General features: G+C 41.5%; 16 protein-coding genes. 10 read left to right on the forward strand and 6 right to left on the reverse strand.

The genetic code is table 11. The features are described from left to right. Window positions 1–278: 278 nt before the first annotated feature. Window positions 279–2,777: a cell division protein HetF gene (hetF, locus tag CDC33_RS07815; RefSeq protein ID WP_109008007.1), complete on the reverse strand. Its 2,499-nt coding sequence runs from the start codon at window positions 2,775–2,777 to the stop codon at window positions 279–281. A 1,779-nt stretch (window positions 2,778–4,556) separates the two neighbouring features. Between hetF and CDC33_RS07820 the strand changes: the two genes are divergently transcribed. From CDC33_RS07820 to CDC33_RS07830, 3 genes are read left to right on the forward strand one after another with little or no spacing between them, the layout of a single operon-like run. Continuing rightward, the gene (locus CDC33_RS07820) at window positions 4,557–5,168 is read left to right on the forward strand and encodes an IS607 family transposase (RefSeq protein ID WP_109007710.1); all 612 of its coding nucleotides are present in this window, start codon (window positions 4,557–4,559) and stop codon (window positions 5,166–5,168) included. 41 nt (window positions 5,169–5,209) lie between these two features. Beyond that, complete coding sequence (locus CDC33_RS07825) at window positions 5,210–6,202, forward strand: RNA-guided endonuclease InsQ/TnpB family protein (RefSeq protein WP_146195787.1); 993 nt, start codon at window positions 5,210–5,212, stop codon at window positions 6,200–6,202. Then, on the forward strand, window positions 6,160–6,429 hold the full coding sequence (locus CDC33_RS07830; RefSeq protein ID WP_109008008.1) for a thioredoxin family protein: 270 nt from the start codon (window positions 6,160–6,162) through the stop codon (window positions 6,427–6,429). Before CDC33_RS07825 ends, CDC33_RS07830 begins: the two co-directional genes overlap by 43 nt. Here CDC33_RS07830 and CDC33_RS07835 read toward each other — a convergent pair. Both CDC33_RS07835 and CDC33_RS07840 read right to left on the reverse strand, forming a co-directional pair. Then, window positions 6,426–6,650: a hypothetical protein gene (locus tag CDC33_RS07835; protein ID WP_109008009.1), complete on the reverse strand. Its 225-nt coding sequence runs from the start codon at window positions 6,648–6,650 to the stop codon at window positions 6,426–6,428. The genes CDC33_RS07830 and CDC33_RS07835 overlap by 4 nt on opposite strands. A 126-nt stretch (window positions 6,651–6,776) precedes the next feature. Further along, a complete protein-coding gene (locus CDC33_RS07840) occupies window positions 6,777–8,630 on the reverse strand; it encodes a S8 family peptidase (RefSeq protein WP_109008010.1) in 1,854 nt (617 codons plus the stop codon). A gap of 113 nt (window positions 8,631–8,743) precedes the next feature. Between CDC33_RS07840 and CDC33_RS07845 the strand changes: the two genes are divergently transcribed. Further along, on the forward strand, window positions 8,744–9,178 hold the full coding sequence (locus CDC33_RS07845) for a hypothetical protein (RefSeq protein WP_109008011.1): 435 nt from the start codon (window positions 8,744–8,746) through the stop codon (window positions 9,176–9,178). Window positions 9,179–9,770: 592 nt separating this feature from the next. Here CDC33_RS07845 and CDC33_RS07850 read toward each other — a convergent pair. Further along, the gene (locus CDC33_RS07850) at window positions 9,771–10,622 is read right to left on the reverse strand and encodes a metal ABC transporter permease (protein ID WP_181373931.1); all 852 of its coding nucleotides are present in this window, start codon (window positions 10,620–10,622) and stop codon (window positions 9,771–9,773) included. A gap of 24 nt (window positions 10,623–10,646) precedes the next feature. Next, the gene (locus CDC33_RS07855; protein WP_109012490.1) at window positions 10,647–11,417 is read right to left on the reverse strand and encodes a metal ABC transporter ATP-binding protein; all 771 of its coding nucleotides are present in this window, start codon (window positions 11,415–11,417) and stop codon (window positions 10,647–10,649) included. Between the two features lie 146 nt (window positions 11,418–11,563). On the opposite strand from CDC33_RS07855, the gene CDC33_RS07860 reads away from it, so the two are divergent. From CDC33_RS07860 to CDC33_RS07890, 6 genes are all read left to right on the forward strand, one after another. Beyond that, on the forward strand, window positions 11,564–12,580 hold the full coding sequence (locus tag CDC33_RS07860; protein WP_109008013.1) for a metal ABC transporter substrate-binding protein: 1,017 nt from the start codon (window positions 11,564–11,566) through the stop codon (window positions 12,578–12,580). Window positions 12,581–12,710: 130 nt separating this feature from the next. After that, window positions 12,711–13,043, forward strand: coding sequence for a hypothetical protein (locus tag CDC33_RS07865; RefSeq protein ID WP_109008014.1), 333 nt, complete (start codon window positions 12,711–12,713; stop codon window positions 13,041–13,043). 132 nt (window positions 13,044–13,175) lie between these two features. After that, window positions 13,176–13,538: a hypothetical protein gene (locus CDC33_RS07870; protein WP_244919169.1), complete on the forward strand. Its 363-nt coding sequence runs from the start codon at window positions 13,176–13,178 to the stop codon at window positions 13,536–13,538. Window positions 13,539–13,557: 19 nt separating this feature from the next. After that, window positions 13,558–13,776, forward strand: coding sequence for a carboxylesterase family protein (locus CDC33_RS07875; RefSeq protein ID WP_305778808.1), 219 nt, complete (start codon window positions 13,558–13,560; stop codon window positions 13,774–13,776). 333 nt (window positions 13,777–14,109) lie between these two features. Further along, window positions 14,110–14,232 carry a hypothetical protein gene (locus tag CDC33_RS41150; RefSeq protein WP_280524396.1) on the forward strand — a complete coding sequence of 41 codons (123 nt, stop codon included), beginning with the start codon at window positions 14,110–14,112 and terminating at the stop codon, window positions 14,230–14,232. A gap of 1,087 nt (window positions 14,233–15,319) precedes the next feature. Next, window positions 15,320–16,666, forward strand: coding sequence for a GTP-binding protein (locus tag CDC33_RS07890; RefSeq protein WP_109012491.1), 1,347 nt, complete (start codon window positions 15,320–15,322; stop codon window positions 16,664–16,666). 220 nt (window positions 16,667–16,886) lie between these two features. Here the strand turns inward: CDC33_RS07890 and CDC33_RS07895 are convergent, their stop codons facing one another. Next, the gene (locus CDC33_RS07895) at window positions 16,887–18,107 is read right to left on the reverse strand and encodes a PEP-CTERM sorting domain-containing protein (protein WP_109008015.1); all 1,221 of its coding nucleotides are present in this window, start codon (window positions 18,105–18,107) and stop codon (window positions 16,887–16,889) included. Window positions 18,108–18,223 lie beyond the last annotated feature (116 nt).

An 18,223-nucleotide genomic window follows, 5' to 3' on the forward strand; every position in this document is an offset into this window, starting at 1 on the left:
TCGTTTAGAAGTCAATTAAAGCTATTGGTAATGATAAATTATTTTTAGATTCAGTAAAAATTCTTAGCGATCGCGTAGTCTTACACAGGATAGTAGATTGCTTTGATATCTTGCAGGATTCTTAATTAGTAGCCGCGATCGCCTGAAACTCAAAGTTCTAGGAACCAATAGCCTACAACCAATTAACGACACTGCCAGAAGCGATCGCCAGCCTGAATCAACAGAGCGATCGCACTGAAAGATTTACTAATTAGAAGCGATCGCACCACCACAACATATTACTGCTCTTGACTCTTTTCCTGGAGGAGCGATCGCCAATCTGTGATCGCCTTCTCCGTCCACAGCCAATTTTTAGCTAATTTATCTATCTGAAAATTTACTGGATCAGACTTAATTACCAATTGTCGCAACTTGATCGCTTCTTTCAGATATTGTGTCTGCTTACCATTAGGTTGACTCAGTGCAGATTTATACAGTCCGAGAGCTAAACCAGCATAAGAAGTTAAAGCATCTTGAGGGACTGTAGATGTTGAGCCTGTTTTCTGTTCTTTAAGAGCTAAATTCAAAGCCTTGAACCAAGAATCATTACCCCGATTTAAATCGCCTTCAGTGTAGTAAGCAAATCCCAAGGCGTTATTATACAAAAGCGATTCTGGGTTAGCTTTTGCAGCAATTTCCCAGTAACGGCGGGCATCATCGACGCTATAGTTACTGTTTCCGGCTTGTATAGACTGCCAAGCTAACCGTCCCTTGTAAAAGTTCACCGATGGATCATCAGCTTGTTTACTTGAAATCAGTTTCAGGGCAGTTTCAGCCGCAGTCAGTGCGCCACGATTGAGTAGTTCTTCTACAGCCAATAACCCACTTTGCAAGTCGCCTTGGCTCAATTTTTCTGTAGCGGTGGCGGTGACAATTCCAGTCTCTGCCGCCTGTAAGTCGATATTTTGCTGCTTTTTAATGGGTAAAGGCTGGGTGGAAATTACTGGTATGTTAGGCAGAATTGGCTGCTGGGATCGCTGCCACCACCAATTTAAAGCGATCGCAGCTACTAACGCACTGATCCCCACAATACCCACAATCGGCCACACCTTGCGGCGTTGGGTACGAGGTCTTGGTGGCGGTGGTTGTGAACGCAAAAAATCAGCAGAATTTTGCAAATTTCCTTCCAAGTTTCCAGGAGTTGGAGGCGGCGGTGTTGGGGCTTCTCCCCACAAATCTGCTTCCTCTTGCGAAGAAGTCATTTCTTCTGAAACCTGGCTTTGTTGAAGAGTATTTTCGGAAATTTGTTGATCCAGTTCAGTTGGAGCTGTTTGGTTATCTAGCTGACGAAATAAATCCGAAACTATCGCACAATCTTCTGCATAGCTTGGGTCATCATACTCAATTTCATCAACAAGATCGCCCCAAGTATCTTCACCTAGCCAGTCCAGCCCAGAATCACGCGCCAAATCAGAAGGAATCATATCCTCCATTCCTAAAGGCATCTCGCTATCGTCTGCCATAGCAGAGTACATCGTAGAAGTTGCCCCTAAAGGCGAATTATACTGGTTGGGCTTTGCATCCGATAACTCAGTTTCTTGGCTCAGAAAACCGTCAAATTCTGGCTGGAGATATAAAATCGGTAATGCCCAGTACATCTGGTGAGAACCATAAGCAGAAATTAATCCTTGGCGTACCCGACTGACGCACAAATCTACTGGATATCCCTGACTCAAGTTGCGGTAAAACAATTGTGTGAGCGTCAACGCCACTTCATCAGGAATCCGTTCTGACATCGCCAAAACGCTTCTAATTCCGCGCTTCACCAGACTTTCTGCCAAATTCCGTTCGCCAGTATCTCCAGAGGGATCGGATGCAGCTGTGTATGCCCCCAAGCAGGAGTTAAACACTGCCATTTGGATGTTATTGTTGACGAGCAAACCAGCCAAATCGTCGCCAGTCAAGATTTCTGTTAAGCCAGTTCTGCGACTAGCAAGATAAATTTCTCCGCCATTGGAACCTAAGTTACTATGACCTGAGTAGTGGAGAACATGGTATCTGCCTTGTTCTAGAGCTTGCGTCAGTTCTTCTCGCCCTGGTTGATCTAATACAGTGAGTTCAATTTCTGGGAAACGATTGCTATTTTCAGCAATTCGTGGTAAACGGTGAAGCTCTGCTTGCAGTTTGATAGCTTCTTGTTTCTGTAAGTCAAGGCGGACTTGATCTGAAGGGGAAGCAATTACCATCAATACTCTTACACCACCTTGTTGTAGTGGTGTGGGCATATTTGGCGTAGGCGTAGCCCCCCGCAGCGATCGCAAAGGCGAAACTCCCAAAATTCCACTTTGGAAGCGAGAAAAAGCCACATAAGGCCCGGTAGCTAGAGGGCGATCGCCAGCGTGCATCACTTCCCAAGGCAAACGAGCTAATCTGGTGTCTTTTAGCCCCAACCGTAAGCGAAGTACTTGTTGATGGTTCTGAGCAATACCTTGGGCAGTAATCCAACTATCCCTAAGAGTACCTTGGAATAGGGCGTTATAAAATTGTTGACCTAAGACCACCAAATTAACAGAGTTTCTGGCGATATCGCTTTCGTGACCACCAGAGGCGAATAGATCACCTTGCAACACCGACTTCAACGGATCATTCATCAAATGCCCAGCAGCTATTAACCAATCAGCTACAGGCCAAGTCACCAATTCTTCTGCCAATGGTACCCCAGGCGCGACTTGTTCCGTCCGCACCAAGTAGTCATTTCGCCCTACAGGAGTTACCGAAATGTGGAATTCCTGGGTCACAGTTTCTCCTGTTTGCCTCCTAAATCTGGTTTGAAACGCGAAAGTTTCAAGTCGATTTTCCGCTCCCTCTGATAACTTAGATGCATCCCACCCCTGAATGTTTCTGAATTCTAGTTGTTTTGCTTTTTCTGCCTTTACAACTTTATCCGGATCGGATTACTTGCGACTAGAACATTTAATTGGTAGATGCACCTTGATCTTCAACTCCCCTAGTTGGCTAAAACCCACTGGGGGTTTTTTTAATTTTGGCAAACAACAGCAACTTTTGACGCAGATATTCTCTACCAGAAAATAGTGCTTAACCCTAGAATACTTGATTAGTAGATGGGATGTCCCTTGATCTTGAACTCCCTTAATTCAGTTAATATCCACTCTTGTTTTTTGGAAAAAACAGAAGAATCAATTTTCTCAGAAATTTATCCGGAACATGGTGGTTAAACCTAGAACATTTAATTGGTAGATGCACCCTGATAACTAGCTCCCCTGGTTGGCTAACGCCCACTAGGGGGTTTTTTTATGAAAGAATTAAGCACAAAACTTACGCACTAAAAGCTTCAAACCTATATTTATAATGAGCTTACGCCAGTTGCTTATCCTGTTCAAAGACGTTCTTGCTAGCAAGCTTTAAGAGTCGGGGAACCCTTTCAACAGTTCCTACTCTACGCACTCTTACGTTGCGATCGCTACGCTAAGAGTCAACTTTGTCAGGAGTTTGGGCGATTTCTTGTGCTTAAGTCCTAAAGCAACAATCATGCTTGATTTTTGACTTTTGACTTTTAACTTCCCCGTTGGGGCTGGCACACCCATTATTTAATTGGCAAATTAGTCCTGATAACTAACCCCTCTGAGGTTTTTCTTTGATAAACAAACAGTAACAAATTCATGCTCTGCTAATTTATCCGGTAGCGACCCATTTACTGTAGAAAAAATTATTGGTAGATGCACCCTGATAACTCACTCCCCTAGTTGGCTAACACCCACTGGGGGTTTTTTCTAGTTTCGTAGGCGTAGCCCGTCGTAGACATTGCCATCAACCCCGATTTTGACGATTTTCTCCGGAAGATACTGGCTGCCCCTAGAAAAGATTGATGGTAGATGCACCCTGATAACTCACTCCCTTAGTTGGCTAACACCAACTGGGGTTTTTTTATTTTAATAAATAACTAACCTTTGTACAAATTTATCCGGAGTATGGTGTTTAACCTGAGAACATTTAATTGGTAGATGCACCCTGATAACTAACTCCCCTGGTTGGCTAACATCCACTGGGGGTTTTTTTTTGGCTTAGATGCGTAGTGGCTTGTTGTCAGACACCGCCTACATAACTGTAGTGCATTACTCTACTTGTTGCTACTGGTGGTAGACCTTGAGTATCCTTATGTTGCTGCCAGGATAAAGCATAATGCGATCGCCCCGTCCCTGAATCGCTTTCTTTTTATTATGAGCTAGAGATGTCATATCAAAATGATTGCTATGATATTTAATCATATTCTTAATTTTTTTTCTACATTTTGACCCTTACTGCCAAAAAATTGCCCTCCCTACTAGAAGCAGGGAAGGAGATAAAACACTTACTGGTTCAGGGTTTCACTATTAATTTGCCAAGAATGACCAGCTATATGGTAATATTTCATGGCATTATGCTAAAAAACTTTGCATAGAATCAAAGAGTCTCCAACCCATGAGTTTAGCTGTAATTAAGTTCTCTTCAGAAGAGTTAAACTAAATAGCAGAAAACTTTGCTAAACTTATCTATATTTAGGTATTTTAGACAAGTTTATGTGGAAGGTTGCAGAGTTTGGCGGATTAATTGGTGTCTCTTCATCGACGTTAAGGCGGTGGGAGACAGAAGGGAAACTAACCCCGGAAAGGACGCTAGGCAATCAAAGAATTTACACAGAATCACACTTAGCACTAGCTCGAAACCTGAAGTCCGGCAAATTTCCAACAAGAATAATTATCTATTGCCGTGTTTCATCACATGGGCAAAAAGATGATCTGCTTAGTCAAGTTGAATCTATGGATGGGTTTTGTGTTGCTAATGGCGTAGTAGTCACTGACAGAATCGAAGAAATAGGCGGTGGACTTAACTTTAAGCGCAAAAAGTTTCTCCAAATTATTCAGTGGGCAATTCAAGGAGAAGTTAAATCGGTCTATGTAGCCCACAAAGATAGGCTATGCCGCTTCGGTTTTGACTTGGTAGAACAAATTATTGTCTGGGGAGGCGGAACTGTTGTAGTAGCTAACAGTGAAGCATTATCGCCCCATGAAGAACTGGTTCAAGATTTGTTGTCAATCGTGCATTGCTTTTCCAGTCGTTTATACGGATTACGCAAATATAAGCAAAAAGTAAAGTTAATTGCTCAAGGTGTCGATCCTTGTTCAAAGTAGGATATACTTATTTAAGTAAATAAGTTTGCAAAAGTTTAGCTATGTTTGCTATCAAGCGAGAATTAAAACTAAATAAGGTTGAAACCTCCTTGATGCGTGGCAATGCTGGCTTTAAGCGGTTTGTTTACAACTATGGATTAGAACTGCTAACTGCATCTTGGAGTTTTGAAGACGTAAAAGCTTCTGACTCCAAACGCATTGATGCTATCAAGAAAGTTCTAACTCAAGTTACAATGCAAAAGCCTGAATATGCGTGGATGAGAGAGTATCCGTCCACAGTGTATCAGTCAGCATTTATTGACTTGAAGGATGCTTTTTCGAAGTGGCGTAAAGGGTTAGGAGATTTCCCAAAGAAGAAGTCCAAGAAAAAAGGTGACTCCTTTAGTGTTTACAAAACTGCTGGCATATATCTCGAAAAAGGTAAACCAGCACTGCCATTTACTAACCGAGTTGTAATAAATGCTGGAAAGATTATAAAGTTACCCGGACTAAAGGAACTTAGATTAAAAGAACGAATTGATTTTATCTGTAGTTCCCAGACATTTACTGTTTCTAGAACCGCAGATAGATGGTTCGTTGCGTTTGTGTTGGATGCCGAGAAGATTCCACCAATAATTCACCCAATTAAAAAGATTGGTGTTGACTTAGGAGTGAAAGTCTTAGCAACTTGTTCTGACGGTACTTTTTACGATATGCCTGTCACTACCAAAAAGGCGAAAATCAAGCTTGGGAAATTGCAGTGGCGAAATCGTAATAAAGTCCTTGGCAATAAGAAGCTGAAAATCAAAGCATCAAATAAAGCGAAACGATATTATGTCCGACTGGCAACACAACACGCTCATGTTGCCAACATTCGGCAAGATGCCACTCAAAAAATGACCACTGACATAAGTCGTAAAGCTGCTGTCATTAGGATCGAGGATCTGAATGTATCAGGCATGATTGCTAACCATAAACTAGCCAGCGCTGTGAGTGCGGCATCTGCCACAAAATGTCTTTTTATGACAAAAAAGTGGCTGAAGAACTGGGTTTAGAATTTATCGATGTAAAAATGCAGGATACGGCGGCTTACCGCAAGTATCGCAAGATTTTATTAACTCAGTATCCCGATAAATCAGAAATGGGATGGCCTACTTACATCATCTGCAATTCTCCAGAAGGGGAATTTCAGATTGTGGGTGAAGTAAAAGGAGGACATCCCAAAGGGGAGTTTAGAAGCCGTCTTCAAGAGGTTCTAAATTCCCCAGCTAGTCAGAACTAAATTACCTCAAAAGATTTAACTTCCAGGACAGGGCCAATCATCGCGGCTGTCATGATATCTTCACGTACCTGTCCTTTCACTTTTGCTTTTTGTCCGGCTTTGAGTAAGTCTTTGTCAGCACCTCTGAGGATTTCGTAAGTAACGCCCTCTTCTGTAACTAACGCCCATGCGCCTGTGCCAATATCACGGCGTTCGATTGTACCTGTAAGTGTAATGCTCATAAATAGTGCTGAGTGCTGAGTGGGGGAGTTAGGAGTGAGGAATTAGGAGTTAGGAGTTAGGAGTTAGGAGTTATAAAAATTTATTCCCCATGCCCAATGCCCCATTCCCAATTCCCTACTTTGCATTTATGCTATTTTTTCTTCGTTTTTCAATGCTAAACGAGCAAGTCCATAACAGATTAGGGCATTGGCGATGAGGAAGAGGCGTGCTAAGTAACCACTTCCCAAACCCATAACTGCGGGATCTAAAAACGCACTTACTGTCAAGCACGCTGCTACACCTAAGGTTGAACCAATGGCAAACCATCTCCAACTAGGATGTCCCAGCAGCAATGCCATTAACACAATGGGAATCAGTACGCTAGCAAATAGCGGGTTCAATGCATGGGTTCCCTGGAGAGTATTGCCTAGTTCGGGAATTGAACTGCCCAAAACCCGGAAAGGCCATTGGGGAAGATCAAAAATATAGATTCCTTTGAGGAAGAATAACCCAGAACTACCAGCGATTAGTCCACTAAATAAAGACCAACTCCAAGTGAAGGGGAAGTAAACCCGTAAAAACCAAGCTAGCAGATAGGAACCAACTACCATTAAAACTTTGGGTAACAGTGCTACTGCACCACCATCAATCCAAAAGCCGGGGTTAAGATAGCCGTTATCTCGTAACCAGCGAAAGAAATCTGGAAAACTGATTTGCCCGCTAAAGGCTAGTTTGACTGCTGCTTCTGCATTGAGTTGTCCAGCGCCATAATAGTTCAAACCATCATCCTGGATAACTCGCGCTGATTGTTTGAGAACTTTTAAGACTTCATCTGGTTCTTTGATGCCAGCAGCTTTAATTAATGCCGCAACACCAGCAACGTGGGGAGCAGCCATGCTTGTACCCTGGAAGCCCAGAAATACCCCTTCGCCCTTTTCGTCGATAGTTTCTTGGAGAATCTTACCAGCTTCGCTACCACCAGGAGCAGAGATATCTACCCCAGCACCAAAGTTAGAGTAGGGCGCTCTTTCACCATCTGGGCCAGTTGCGGAAACGCCGACGACGTAAGGATAGCGGGCTGGATAGCTCGCCCCATTGGCATTTTCATTTCCGGCTGCGGCAATGATAACTACGCCTTTTCTATGGGCATACTCGATCGCTTCTTTCATCAACTTGCTTTCACCGCCGCCGCCTAAGCTCATATTAATCACATCTGCGCCTTTATCAGCAGCAAATTTAATCGCTTCGGCAATATCGGCAACAGTACCGCCACCATAAGAACTAAGTACCTTTAGCGGCATCAGACTGGCTTCGTAAGCAATTCCAGCTACACCATATTTGTTATTTGTAGCTTGAGCTATAGTTCCGGCAACATGAGTACCGTGACCATTATCGTCTGTGGCTTCTTCTCGGTCGTTAACGAAATCATAGCCTTTGACGAATTTTGTCTCATATAAGTCGCGCACCTTGGTAATACCAGTGTCGATAACTGCGACTGTGATGCCACTGCCTTTAGTTTGACTCCATGCGCCTTCAATACCGATTTTGTGCAAGTTCCACTGCTTGCTGTAATATTGGTCATTGGGGCCAGTTAATGAGGGAGTTGTCTCATCGTCATCTTCTTGGGGTCTCAAAAATTCTCCCAGCCTTGCTGCCTTACCCGGTTGAGGAATCTTGTTATAGATATAGTTTGGTTCAATGAATTCTGTAGCTTGGGCAAACTGAGATTTTTTCAGTTCTTTGAGCCGTTGACGATCGCCCTTGATAATATAGACATTATCTTTTTTGGAAAACTTGTTGTCTAATTGGGGTGTAACGTTGTATTGTTTGGCGATCGCTTGCAAATCCTGTTCCACAACCAGTGATGGAATATCTTCCCGAAAATCAAGCAAAATCGTCTCAAACTCTCCTTTAGCTGCCAATCCCTGAAAATTCAGGAAACCGAATATGGCAGATCCTAGCCCAATGACAAACAAGCACAATAATATAAGTTTTCTCATATTAACTCATCACCGCTTTTTGCCAGTTTGCTCACTACCATAACTTATCTCTATCCTTTAGTGGTGGATTTTGCACTTTTAGTTACAAGTTTCACTCAGGAATTTTTTAAACGATGGAACGTGGTCTTTTATGGTTGCCGTTATTAGTAATGTTTTTCTGGTTGGCTTGGCAAGGCTCGAAGGAATATCAAAAAGTTGAAGCCTATCGCGCTTGGGCAGAGCAATTTGAACGGGCTAAGTATGATATCTACGCTGTATTAGGTCAAAAAGGCAACAATCTAACTTGGGGAAAACCCACGCCTAAAGGGCCTATTAAACTAGAAACATTCTCTTTGCTTGATGTGAAAGAAGTATCTCTTTTAGTAGATGATAAAAAAGTAGACTTAGAAAATATACCAGAAAAAGGTCGTTCTATAGAGTTAGAATTTCTATTTTCAGAATCTACTGATTCAGTACGGGTTCCGTTTACAGAAATCCCTTTGGCAGCAGAATGGGGTAAGTTTTTGCAGAAGGCGTTAGAAAGTTTGCGATCGCAAGCGAATCAGTAGTACAGCAAGGCGGAAGTCAAAAATCGCGGTGGTGAGGTGCTGAGATTAATTGGGGCGTGGCAGTAGCCGGGGCGAATTCGTGCGTAATTTCCAAAAAAAAATGGTAATATCTCAGGATTCTCTAACGGATAATCTTCATGAAAAATACAAAGCTAGAAAATAAAAGTTGGTTCACAGTAATAGATGATGCCGAAGCGATAAAAATAACTGGCGGTCTAAGGAATCTTAAAATTAAATGCCGATTTCATGGAAAGCCGCTTTCAAAAAAAGGTGTAATCACCGATGTTATACCTTCGACGGTAGCCTAAATGTCCGATACCCAGCGTCATAATTTCGCTCAGACACATCCGACAACGACTCAGTTTTTTCTCCACCTATCTGTGGCAATACACCTGAACCAAAGCAGATAGATATATAGGAATCAGGTTTGATTTCTGAAAATATACGTAGGATGTGTTAGCGACAGCGTAACACATCAAACCCGTGATTATAGTGCGTTACGAACTCCGTTCTAACACACTCTACAATACTTAATTTCGTTCAAAAATCAAATAGTAATACTATACGCCGGAAAATCACCGTAATTCAAAGATTATGATGTGAGCTTTCTGCTACTCAAGGTAAAAATACCGTATTTAGGACTGAATAACAACGCCAAAATAAAGAATCCTGATACTACTAAAACGATCGCAGGCCCAGAGGGCAAGTTATAAAAGTAGCTAAGATACATACCACTAATACTAGAAATTACGCCAATTACTGCACCCAAAATCATTACATAGTTGAGGCGCTTAACTAATAAATAGGCGGTAGCTCCTGGTGTAATCAAAAGTGATAATACTAAAATGACACCAACAGCTTTCATGCTGGCGACTATTGTTAAAGCTATTAGCACCATCAGTCCAAAGTTTAGCCGATTGACGGGCAAACCTGCGGCTTGAGCGCCTAAAGGATCAAATGTGTAAAATAAAAGCTCTTTATATAATAAGAGAACAACTATTAAAACAATAGTGGCAATAATAGCAGTATCCCGCACTTCATCAATAGTAACACCGAGAATGTTACCGAAAAGAAAGTGGTTAAGGTCGATTTTGTTATCTTTTTGAATAACAGTAATTAGGGTGATACCAAGGGCGAAGAATGCTGAAAAAACTATGCCCATTGCCGCATCTTCTTTAATTGGCGATCGCACTCTAATCCAAGCGATCGCCATTGTACTCAAAACTCCGGCTATAAATGCGCCAATATATATATTTGCTCCTACCATAAAAGCGATCGCTAGTCCTGGCAAAACTGAGTGACTGATGGCATCACCCAGCAAGGCTAGTCGCTGCACCATTAGGTAGCTACCTACAACTGCACACAACATCCCAACTAAAATCGCAATCACGAGGGATCGCTGCATAAAGCCGTATTGCAACGGCTCAATTAATGCTTGTAACATAAACTCTATTTAATTAGGAAGTATTTAGGCAGCATCTGAAAAGTACATTACTTTTCCACCATAAGCAAGATTTAAATTCTCTTGTGTAAGTACTTGTTGGCGTGAACCTGTGGCGACTAATTCACGATTTAGTAATATTAAATCATCAAAATGGGTGATTGATTCCCCTAAGTCGTGGTTGACTACTAGCACGATTTTATTATTGGCGGCGAGTTCATGAAAGACTTCAAAAATCACTGCTTGGGTTTTTTGATCAATGCCTACTAGAGGTTCATCAAAGCAGAAGATTTCTGCTTGCTGTGTTAAAGCACGGGCTAAAAATACCCGTTGTTGTTGTCCTCCTGATAATTGTCCAATGGGGCGATCGCAATATTCGCTCATCCCAACTCTTTCTATGGCATTTTTCGCTACTTGGCGGCTAACTGTTGAGAAGCTACGCAACCAGCCTGTTTTCTTTACCCGTCCCATCATTACTACATCCCAGACTGTGGCGGGGTAAGTCCAGTCAATTTGGCTACGTTGTGGTACATAAGCAACTTTCTCTAGTTGTTGCATCAAGGGTTTGCCTTCGCATAGCACCGTACCACTACTAACAGGAACCAAGCCTAACATTGCTTTCATCAGCGTACTTTTGCCTGCACCGTTAGGGCCAAAAATACCCGTCAGTTTTCCCGGTTTGACGATGCAGTTAACGTCCCTTAAGGCTTCTTGTGTCCGGTAGTATACCCCTAAATGGGCAATGCTAATTGCTGCTTTGGAACTCGTGTCAAAAGCTTTGATAGTTTTTGCAGGCATTTCCTCTATTTTTGTCTGGAATAGACCCAATTTTGCAGGAAAAGAGACATTTTTCATAATCACGTTTAAATATTTATTTCTTGAGCTTACTACAAAAATGAGAGAAATATGAAAAAATCTATAATTAGATGTAATATCCAAGATAAATGAAACTAATACTAGAGATAGACGGCAGTAATCCTTACAGCAAAGGAATAATCAGCAGAATGAAGGGAAAAATTCTTTTGCGGCTTTGCTTGGGAATGCTTGTGCCTTTGGCTTTATTCAGTTGTACCCAGAAAGACTCTAACTCCAACACTGCCAAGGGAGATAAGCCACGAGTGGTTGCAACAAGTACCATCATTGCTGATTTGGCACAAGAGGTTGCAGGAGACGAGATTCAACTAAGTGGAATCTTGAAACCGGGTACTGATCCCCATGTTTACGAACCAGTACCAGCAGACAGCAGGGTTTTGGAAGAAGCTGACTTGATTTTGTATAACGGCTATAACCTGGAACCGGGGCTGATTAAATTGATGAATGCTTCTGGTGATAAGGCGCAAAAGTTAGCTGTAGGGGAAGCTGTGAAATCTTTGCAGCTTGATAAAGGCAAAGGAGAAGTTGTGCCAGATCCGCACGTTTGGGGTAGTGCAGAAAATGCGATCGCCATGACAAATGTAATACGAGATGCTTTGATTAAGCAATCACCTGAAGATAGAGAAAAATTTACTCAAAAAGCATCGCACCTTACTAATGAATTAAAACAGTTGCATAGCTGGATTAATCAACAGATTCAAACTATCCCTACAGATAAGCGCAAACTGGTAACAATTCATGATGCATTTCAATATTATGGACGTGCTTATGGAATTGCGATCGCAGGTACTTTAATTGGTATCAGTACTGAAGAACAACCAAGCGCTCAAACAGTTCAGCGATTGGTAGAGTCAATTAAAAAAATAGGAGTTTCGGCAATTTTTGCTGAGACTACAATTAACCCAGCTTTAATTAAAACTGTTGCCCAAGAAGCAGGTGTGAAATTAGCACCAAATCAACTGTATTCTGATTCAATTGGCGCTAAGGGAAGTCCAGGAGATTCGTATATTAAAATGATGGAAGCGAATACTCGTACAATTGTAGAAGCATTGGGGGGAAAATATACCCCATTTCAACTAAAGAAGTAAATTTATCAGAGTAAATATCTAACCTAAGACGTGTTCTTCTGAAAGTCTCTCCAGAGAAAGAACTCTTTGTATCCTCGACTTTTTAGAATGTTATTTAGTAAAGCTAGTATTTTCAATACCTAGAAAAGCCATGACTGATAAAAATCAAGAAAACCAAATTAATCAACCAGTCGCTGAGGATACACATTTGCGCCAAGAACCAAACGTCAATGAAAGAAACTTAACAGCAAATCCAGGAGATAGAATTGCTGATGAGTCTCAATCTGTTGAAGAAAAGGCTAAACAGGTAGCTGTAGATGATGTACCAGATATTACAGGTGACAAAATCACAGTGCCAACTTATTTCGTTGTAGATGAACCCGATGGCACAAAAAAAGCACTCCACCACGTTAAAGATGCTGAAGAGATTTCTGACGTAATTCGGGCAGCACGAGTTGACGAAAATGGAAATCGGATTTGGTAGTAGCCCTTCACTAAAGAGACACGGGGAAACAGGGATAGGGAGAGTTATTTCTTTGCGTCCCCGTATCTGTCTTCTTTGAGCAAGTTAGTCTATTGCAATCAAAATCTGGAAATCTTCCCAGGATAAACGGTAATGGCAAATGTCACAACTACTAAATATTTGGGATATTTGAGTACTCCAGAAATTAAAAATAAAATTTTAGAACTTGTTAAAGGGCGCAATGTAGAGCCGTTAAAAACCAAAGTAGAATTTTATAAAAATGAATTAGCACCATATTTTGCAGAGTTGAGCCGACGTAACCCTTTTAGCAAAGTTGCAGAGCAAGTGGCGATCGTTACAGGAGTATGGATGCCAATATGGTCTACTATACCTTTTCAAGATATTTTACCTGGTAGGATACACGAGCAGTCTTACCAAATTTTTCATAATGATGGTTACTATGCAAATATTGCCCGTTATGCACGCTGCGATCGCGCCTATCTGTGGCGGTGGTAATCCATAAGCTACACGTAATCTGAAAAATCTTCCTGTGTGGGCATTTCACGGAGCCAAAGATAATGTAGTTCCCTTAAGCGAGTCTGAAATCATGGTTTCTGCACTCAAAGCCCGCGACGGAAATGTGAAATTTACAGTTTACCCAGAAGCCAAGCACGACTCGTGGACGCAGACATATAATAATCCAGAGTTGTATAAGTGGTTTTTACAGCATCAACGACAAAACGCTGTAGATTAAAGCTTTTGAACGATATTTACAACTTTCTAGTGTTTCTAAGTCAATAGATAGTATTTCCAGTACAAAATTATCCCAATCCTACGCTGATCATCTGGGTGCCTTAATAAATAATGCACCACGCTAACATATAAATTCTTTTTTTGACATATTTTTGTATTAAATTACACGTTAATTATACTTAATTTTGTGTTAATTGTCTTAACTGTGCTTGCATTTTTGTCACAATTCTCAGATAATGTGTGAGTGTAAATAAACAGCATTTTTGCTGTTTATTTACATGTCACTTGCTACAAGCAAAACCATTCAAAACACATAGCTATCTTAGAAACATTTATGGAATTAACGAATTTTATTGAAACCAAGGTGAACGAATATGCCCAAAAGATAATCAAAGGTGGTGAAAAATCTGATGACCTTGCTTTCGGACAACTGAGCTTTTATTTATCTTTGCGTTGAGTATTAAATGGTAAAGCTACTCCACAAGATGTGGGGGTAGTAGATGCCATTAATGACACACTGCAAGAGTTGGGGATTATCAATGAAGGCAAAACTTTCTACAAGTAGCATTGAGCTAGCCTTTGTGAAGTTTCAGATTTATCGTCTCTAAGCATAAAAAACAATTAACGCTACTTCTATACCGCTAGCATCACGCAAAATTTTGCTAACCAAATTAGGGATACAGTGAACAGCGAGTCCGAAATCATGCTTTCAGGGCTGAAAGTCTGCGGTAGGAACTAAAATTTACAGTTTACCTAGAAGCGATCGCAATACAACAATCCAGCATCGACGGTGGAAGGCTATGAATTAAATTCCTCAGAATTCACGCAAGGGCGATTGCTAAAACTTCAATATATTTTCATTAAAAATATTTGTTAGTGCCCATAAATTAGAACTTCTAAAAGTCGTCGCTTCCACCTTTGACATTAAAGTATATAGCTTCAATAATATTCTTACGCAAAAATCCGTATATATATGGGAGTAGTATTTGATTTTTGCTAAATATACTGAGAGCCAAAACCTAATCCGGCTAGCTCTCAGTCAGGTTGGCTTTGGAAAATCAAATGGGATTGCTATATAAACAGGCGTTAATAGGGTTGCATTATGCTTTTCTTGAATTTAACAATTAGCTTAAAAACTAGCCAAAAAAATAATAAATTAGGCACAGTTTTTTGGACTTATCGTAATATTATGCTGCTCACTGGATATTTAATTGCTCTACCGATTTGTACATTGATAATTTTATCCTTATTATTGCCCTTATTAACTGGCAGCTTATTCGCTTTCATTGGAACCTCGCACCACTCTACATCGATTCCTTGGATAGATAATGCATCTGAATGCGAACATACTGGGAGAAACTGGCGCGATCACAAGTGTTGGGATAATGAACATGATCCTACGTTCTGAATGGACATTGCATTAAAAGGTATGTAAATCATCAAAATAATTGCCTAAGAAAGACAAAACAGGTTAACAGTCTTGGAATTAGATCAAAATGGATATGTAGCCTGTTGTTTGTCCAACCTTGAATCAACCTAACTTCGTGCGAAATCTGCAAGAAACTCATTTAAATCGTGCCCGCGCCAGTCTCAGACAAGCGCTGTCTTGGTATGGATATCTTCGTAAGTCAGGACAGCTTTCATCCAACCCGGAATTGGCAGGTTTGTTGAAACCAGAATTGGAAGCTTTGAATTCCACACTCAACAAGCTAGATTCTAATATTATTAGAATTGCTGCCTTCGGTTTGGTAAGTCGTGGTAAGTCAGCAGTTCTAAATGCCTTACTGGGAGAGAAGATTCTGCAAACGGGGCCCCTGAACGGTGTCACTCAATGGCCCCGTTCCGTCCGTTGGCAGCCAGGGGGTAAGGTGTTAGTAGAATTAATTGATACCCCCGGATTAGATGAAATTGAGGGTGAGTCACGGGCAGACATGGCGCGAGAAGTCGTGCATCAGGCTGATTTGATTTTGTTTGTCGTGTCTGGTGATATCACACGCACTGAGTATCAAGCACTGCTGGAATTGCGGCGATCGCAAAAACCCCTGATTTTAGTATTTAACAAAATAGACCTTTACCCAGATACAGACCAGGGAGTGATTTACCAAAATTTGCAACAACTAGGCGCTGGGAATCCTCAAGCGAAACCTCTATTACCTGATGAAATTGTTATGGTGGCGGCGGAACCAGCGCCAATGGAAGTACGGGTTGAATGGCCTGATGGTCGTGTCAGTTATGAATGGGAGACACCGCCACCGCAAGTAGACGAACTCAAAGAAACAATTCTGAATATTCTCAATCGAGAAGGGCGATCGCTTCTGGCTTTAAATGCACTCATCCAAGCACGGGATGCAGAAGCCGCGATCGCTCAAAAAACCATCGACTTACGCGAACAAGAAGCTGAAGATATCATTTGGCAATTTACCAAATACAAAGCTTTGGCAGTAATGCTCAATCCCATCGCATTCTTAGATATCCTTGGCGGAACTGTTGCGGATTTGGCTTTAATTCGCGCCCTAGCTAGATTGTATGGTTTGCCGATGACTAGCTACGAAGCCGGGAAAATTTTAAAAACGATTTTATTTAGTTCTGGTGGCTTGCTACTGGGAGAATTAGGTAGTAGTTTCCTTTTGGGCTTGGGTAAAAGTACTGCTGCAATAACCAGTGCTGACAATCCCAGCAATATTACTGCCTTTGCTGGCAGTGCGATCGCTCAAGCTGGTATCGCTGGTTATGGTGCATACTCCGTTGGCAAAGCCGCTCAGGTGTATCTCGAAAAAGGCTGCACTTGGGGACAGTTGGGCGCTAGCAGCGTCATTCAAGAAATTCTCTCTCAAGTTGACCAAAATACAATTCTGTATCGCTTGCGACAAGAGTTAGGCATAAAGTATTGAGATTTTTGAGTTGTGTTCTGAAAAGTTTCTGTTGGCTCAAATTAATCAGGAGGTAAAATATTTAACTTAAAAAAAAACAAGACAAGTCTTACCCCAATTCACACAGAAGAATAAGCACGGTGAAATTTACAGGTTGATGGTCGCTCAGAAAAACTTAATGTAAAAACTACCGTATCAAGTTCGCTGACACGGCAGTTATAAAATAGTCGAAGTTGTGAGCCTAGACTATGCCTTTAGCTTTGCGTTGCTGCTTAGATTTTTTGCCTAAGACTATACCAAAAGCACTAGCCGTCAATGAACCCAATATGATTGAGGGTTCGGGAACAGAAGTCGGTTCCAAAACAGGTGTCAAAAGAAAAGCATGAACAGGGTAATTACGTTCAGGGTCTTGAATAGTACCTGTACCCACAATTTGTCCAGAGTTGTTGATCCCATCTGCGCTTCCAAGAAGCCAACCAGAATTAGCAGGAATGAGGTCGTTTAAATTACTCATTTTACCGTCACTATAGAAGAAGGGAGAGCCTGCATTACCAACTATTTGCCCAAAATCATTAATATCAGTAGCCTCACTGTTTGGTCCCCCAAGTGTACCTAAGTCTTGCAGTGTTCCACTCCCACTGTAAAAGAAGGCGTGGCTAACATTACTAGGGCCTTCTTCTGGATCATCTGGTTCAAAAGTTGCTCCAATGTCTGCCCTACCAACGACCTGTCCTAAGTTATTGATAGCATAAGCTACACCTTCGTCACCCCCAAGTGTGCCTAAGTCCTGTAATCCTCCACTCCTGCTGTAGAGGAAAGGGTGATTTTGTCCTGACTGAGTTTGTGCAGAGCCAACTATTTGTCCTGAGTCGTTAATATCCCTTGCAGAGCTTAATCCTGCAAGGGTGGTCAGGTCTTGTAATCCTCCACTCCCATTGTAGAAAAAGGCGTGGAAGTCTCCTTCCTTCGTTTCTGCCGAGCCAACGACCTGTCCTAAGTTATTGATAGCATAAGCGACGCTGGATTCTCCTCCAAGGGTTCCTAGATTTTGCATTCCAGTAGCATCACTCCAGAGAAAAGCATAATCAGATCCATATACAGACTTCTTTGACTCACCGACCACTTGACCAAAGTCATTGATTGCGTAGCCAGTGCTTGAATTACCACCTAAAGTTCCTAAGTCGTCAGTTGCTGGATTAATTGCACTGTTAGGAGCCGTGCGAAAGGCGTTAGAGCGGAAAACATCAGTACTAGGAAGAATTGAGTTACCAACTACTTGACCAGCATTGTTAATGCCGTATGCTGCACTAAAAGCATCAAAGCCAGTAGCAGTAGGGTTTAAGGAACCAAGATCGGTAATAGAGTACAAAGATATAGCAGCAGCCTGCTGGGGAATTATAACTTCTCCCATGATTAAGGCTATCAGTCCGATACCAGTAGCGCCCAGAGTATACTTTAACATATTGTTATTAAAACTTTATTCTTTTATGTTTTATCAGTATTTACTCTACTTGAGCAATCAAAAAATATACTTTAGTTAAAAAATAATCGTATTGGTACTTATGTAAGTGTAGCTGC

Origin of the sequence: Nostoc commune NIES-4072 (genome assembly GCF_003113895.1) — a bacterium.
Lineage (GTDB): Bacteria > Cyanobacteriota > Cyanobacteriia > Cyanobacteriales > Nostocaceae > Nostoc > Nostoc commune.

Bases quoted from the DNA above. Each gene is read 5' to 3' on its own strand.
- CDC33_RS07820 (WP_109007710.1), top strand. From the start codon at position 4,557: ATGTGGAAGGTTGCAGAGTTTGGCGGATTAATTGGTGTCTCTTCATCG.
- CDC33_RS07825 (WP_146195787.1), top strand. From the start codon at position 5,210: ATGTTTGCTATCAAGCGAGAATTAAAACTAAATAAGGTTGAAACCTCC.
- CDC33_RS07830 (WP_109008008.1), top strand. From the start codon at position 6,160: ATGTCTTTTTATGACAAAAAAGTGGCTGAAGAACTGGGTTTAGAATTT.
- CDC33_RS07835 (WP_109008009.1), bottom strand. From the start codon at position 6,650: ATGAGCATTACACTTACAGGTACAATCGAACGCCGTGATATTGGCACA.
- CDC33_RS07840 (WP_109008010.1), bottom strand. From the start codon at position 8,630: ATGAGAAAACTTATATTATTGTGCTTGTTTGTCATTGGGCTAGGATCT.
- CDC33_RS07845 (WP_109008011.1), top strand. From the start codon at position 8,744: ATGGAACGTGGTCTTTTATGGTTGCCGTTATTAGTAATGTTTTTCTGG.
- CDC33_RS07850 (WP_181373931.1), bottom strand. From the start codon at position 10,622: ATGTTACAAGCATTAATTGAGCCGTTGCAATACGGCTTTATGCAGCGA.
- CDC33_RS07855 (WP_109012490.1), bottom strand. From the start codon at position 11,417: ATGCCTGCAAAAACTATCAAAGCTTTTGACACGAGTTCCAAAGCAGCA.
- CDC33_RS07860 (WP_109008013.1), top strand. From the start codon at position 11,564: ATGAAACTAATACTAGAGATAGACGGCAGTAATCCTTACAGCAAAGGA.
- CDC33_RS07865 (WP_109008014.1), top strand. From the start codon at position 12,711: ATGACTGATAAAAATCAAGAAAACCAAATTAATCAACCAGTCGCTGAG.
- CDC33_RS07870 (WP_244919169.1), top strand. From the start codon at position 13,176: ATGGCAAATGTCACAACTACTAAATATTTGGGATATTTGAGTACTCCA.
- CDC33_RS41150 (WP_280524396.1), top strand. From the start codon at position 14,110: ATGGAATTAACGAATTTTATTGAAACCAAGGTGAACGAATATGCCCAA.
- CDC33_RS07895 (WP_109008015.1), bottom strand. From the start codon at position 18,107: ATGTTAAAGTATACTCTGGGCGCTACTGGTATCGGACTGATAGCCTTA.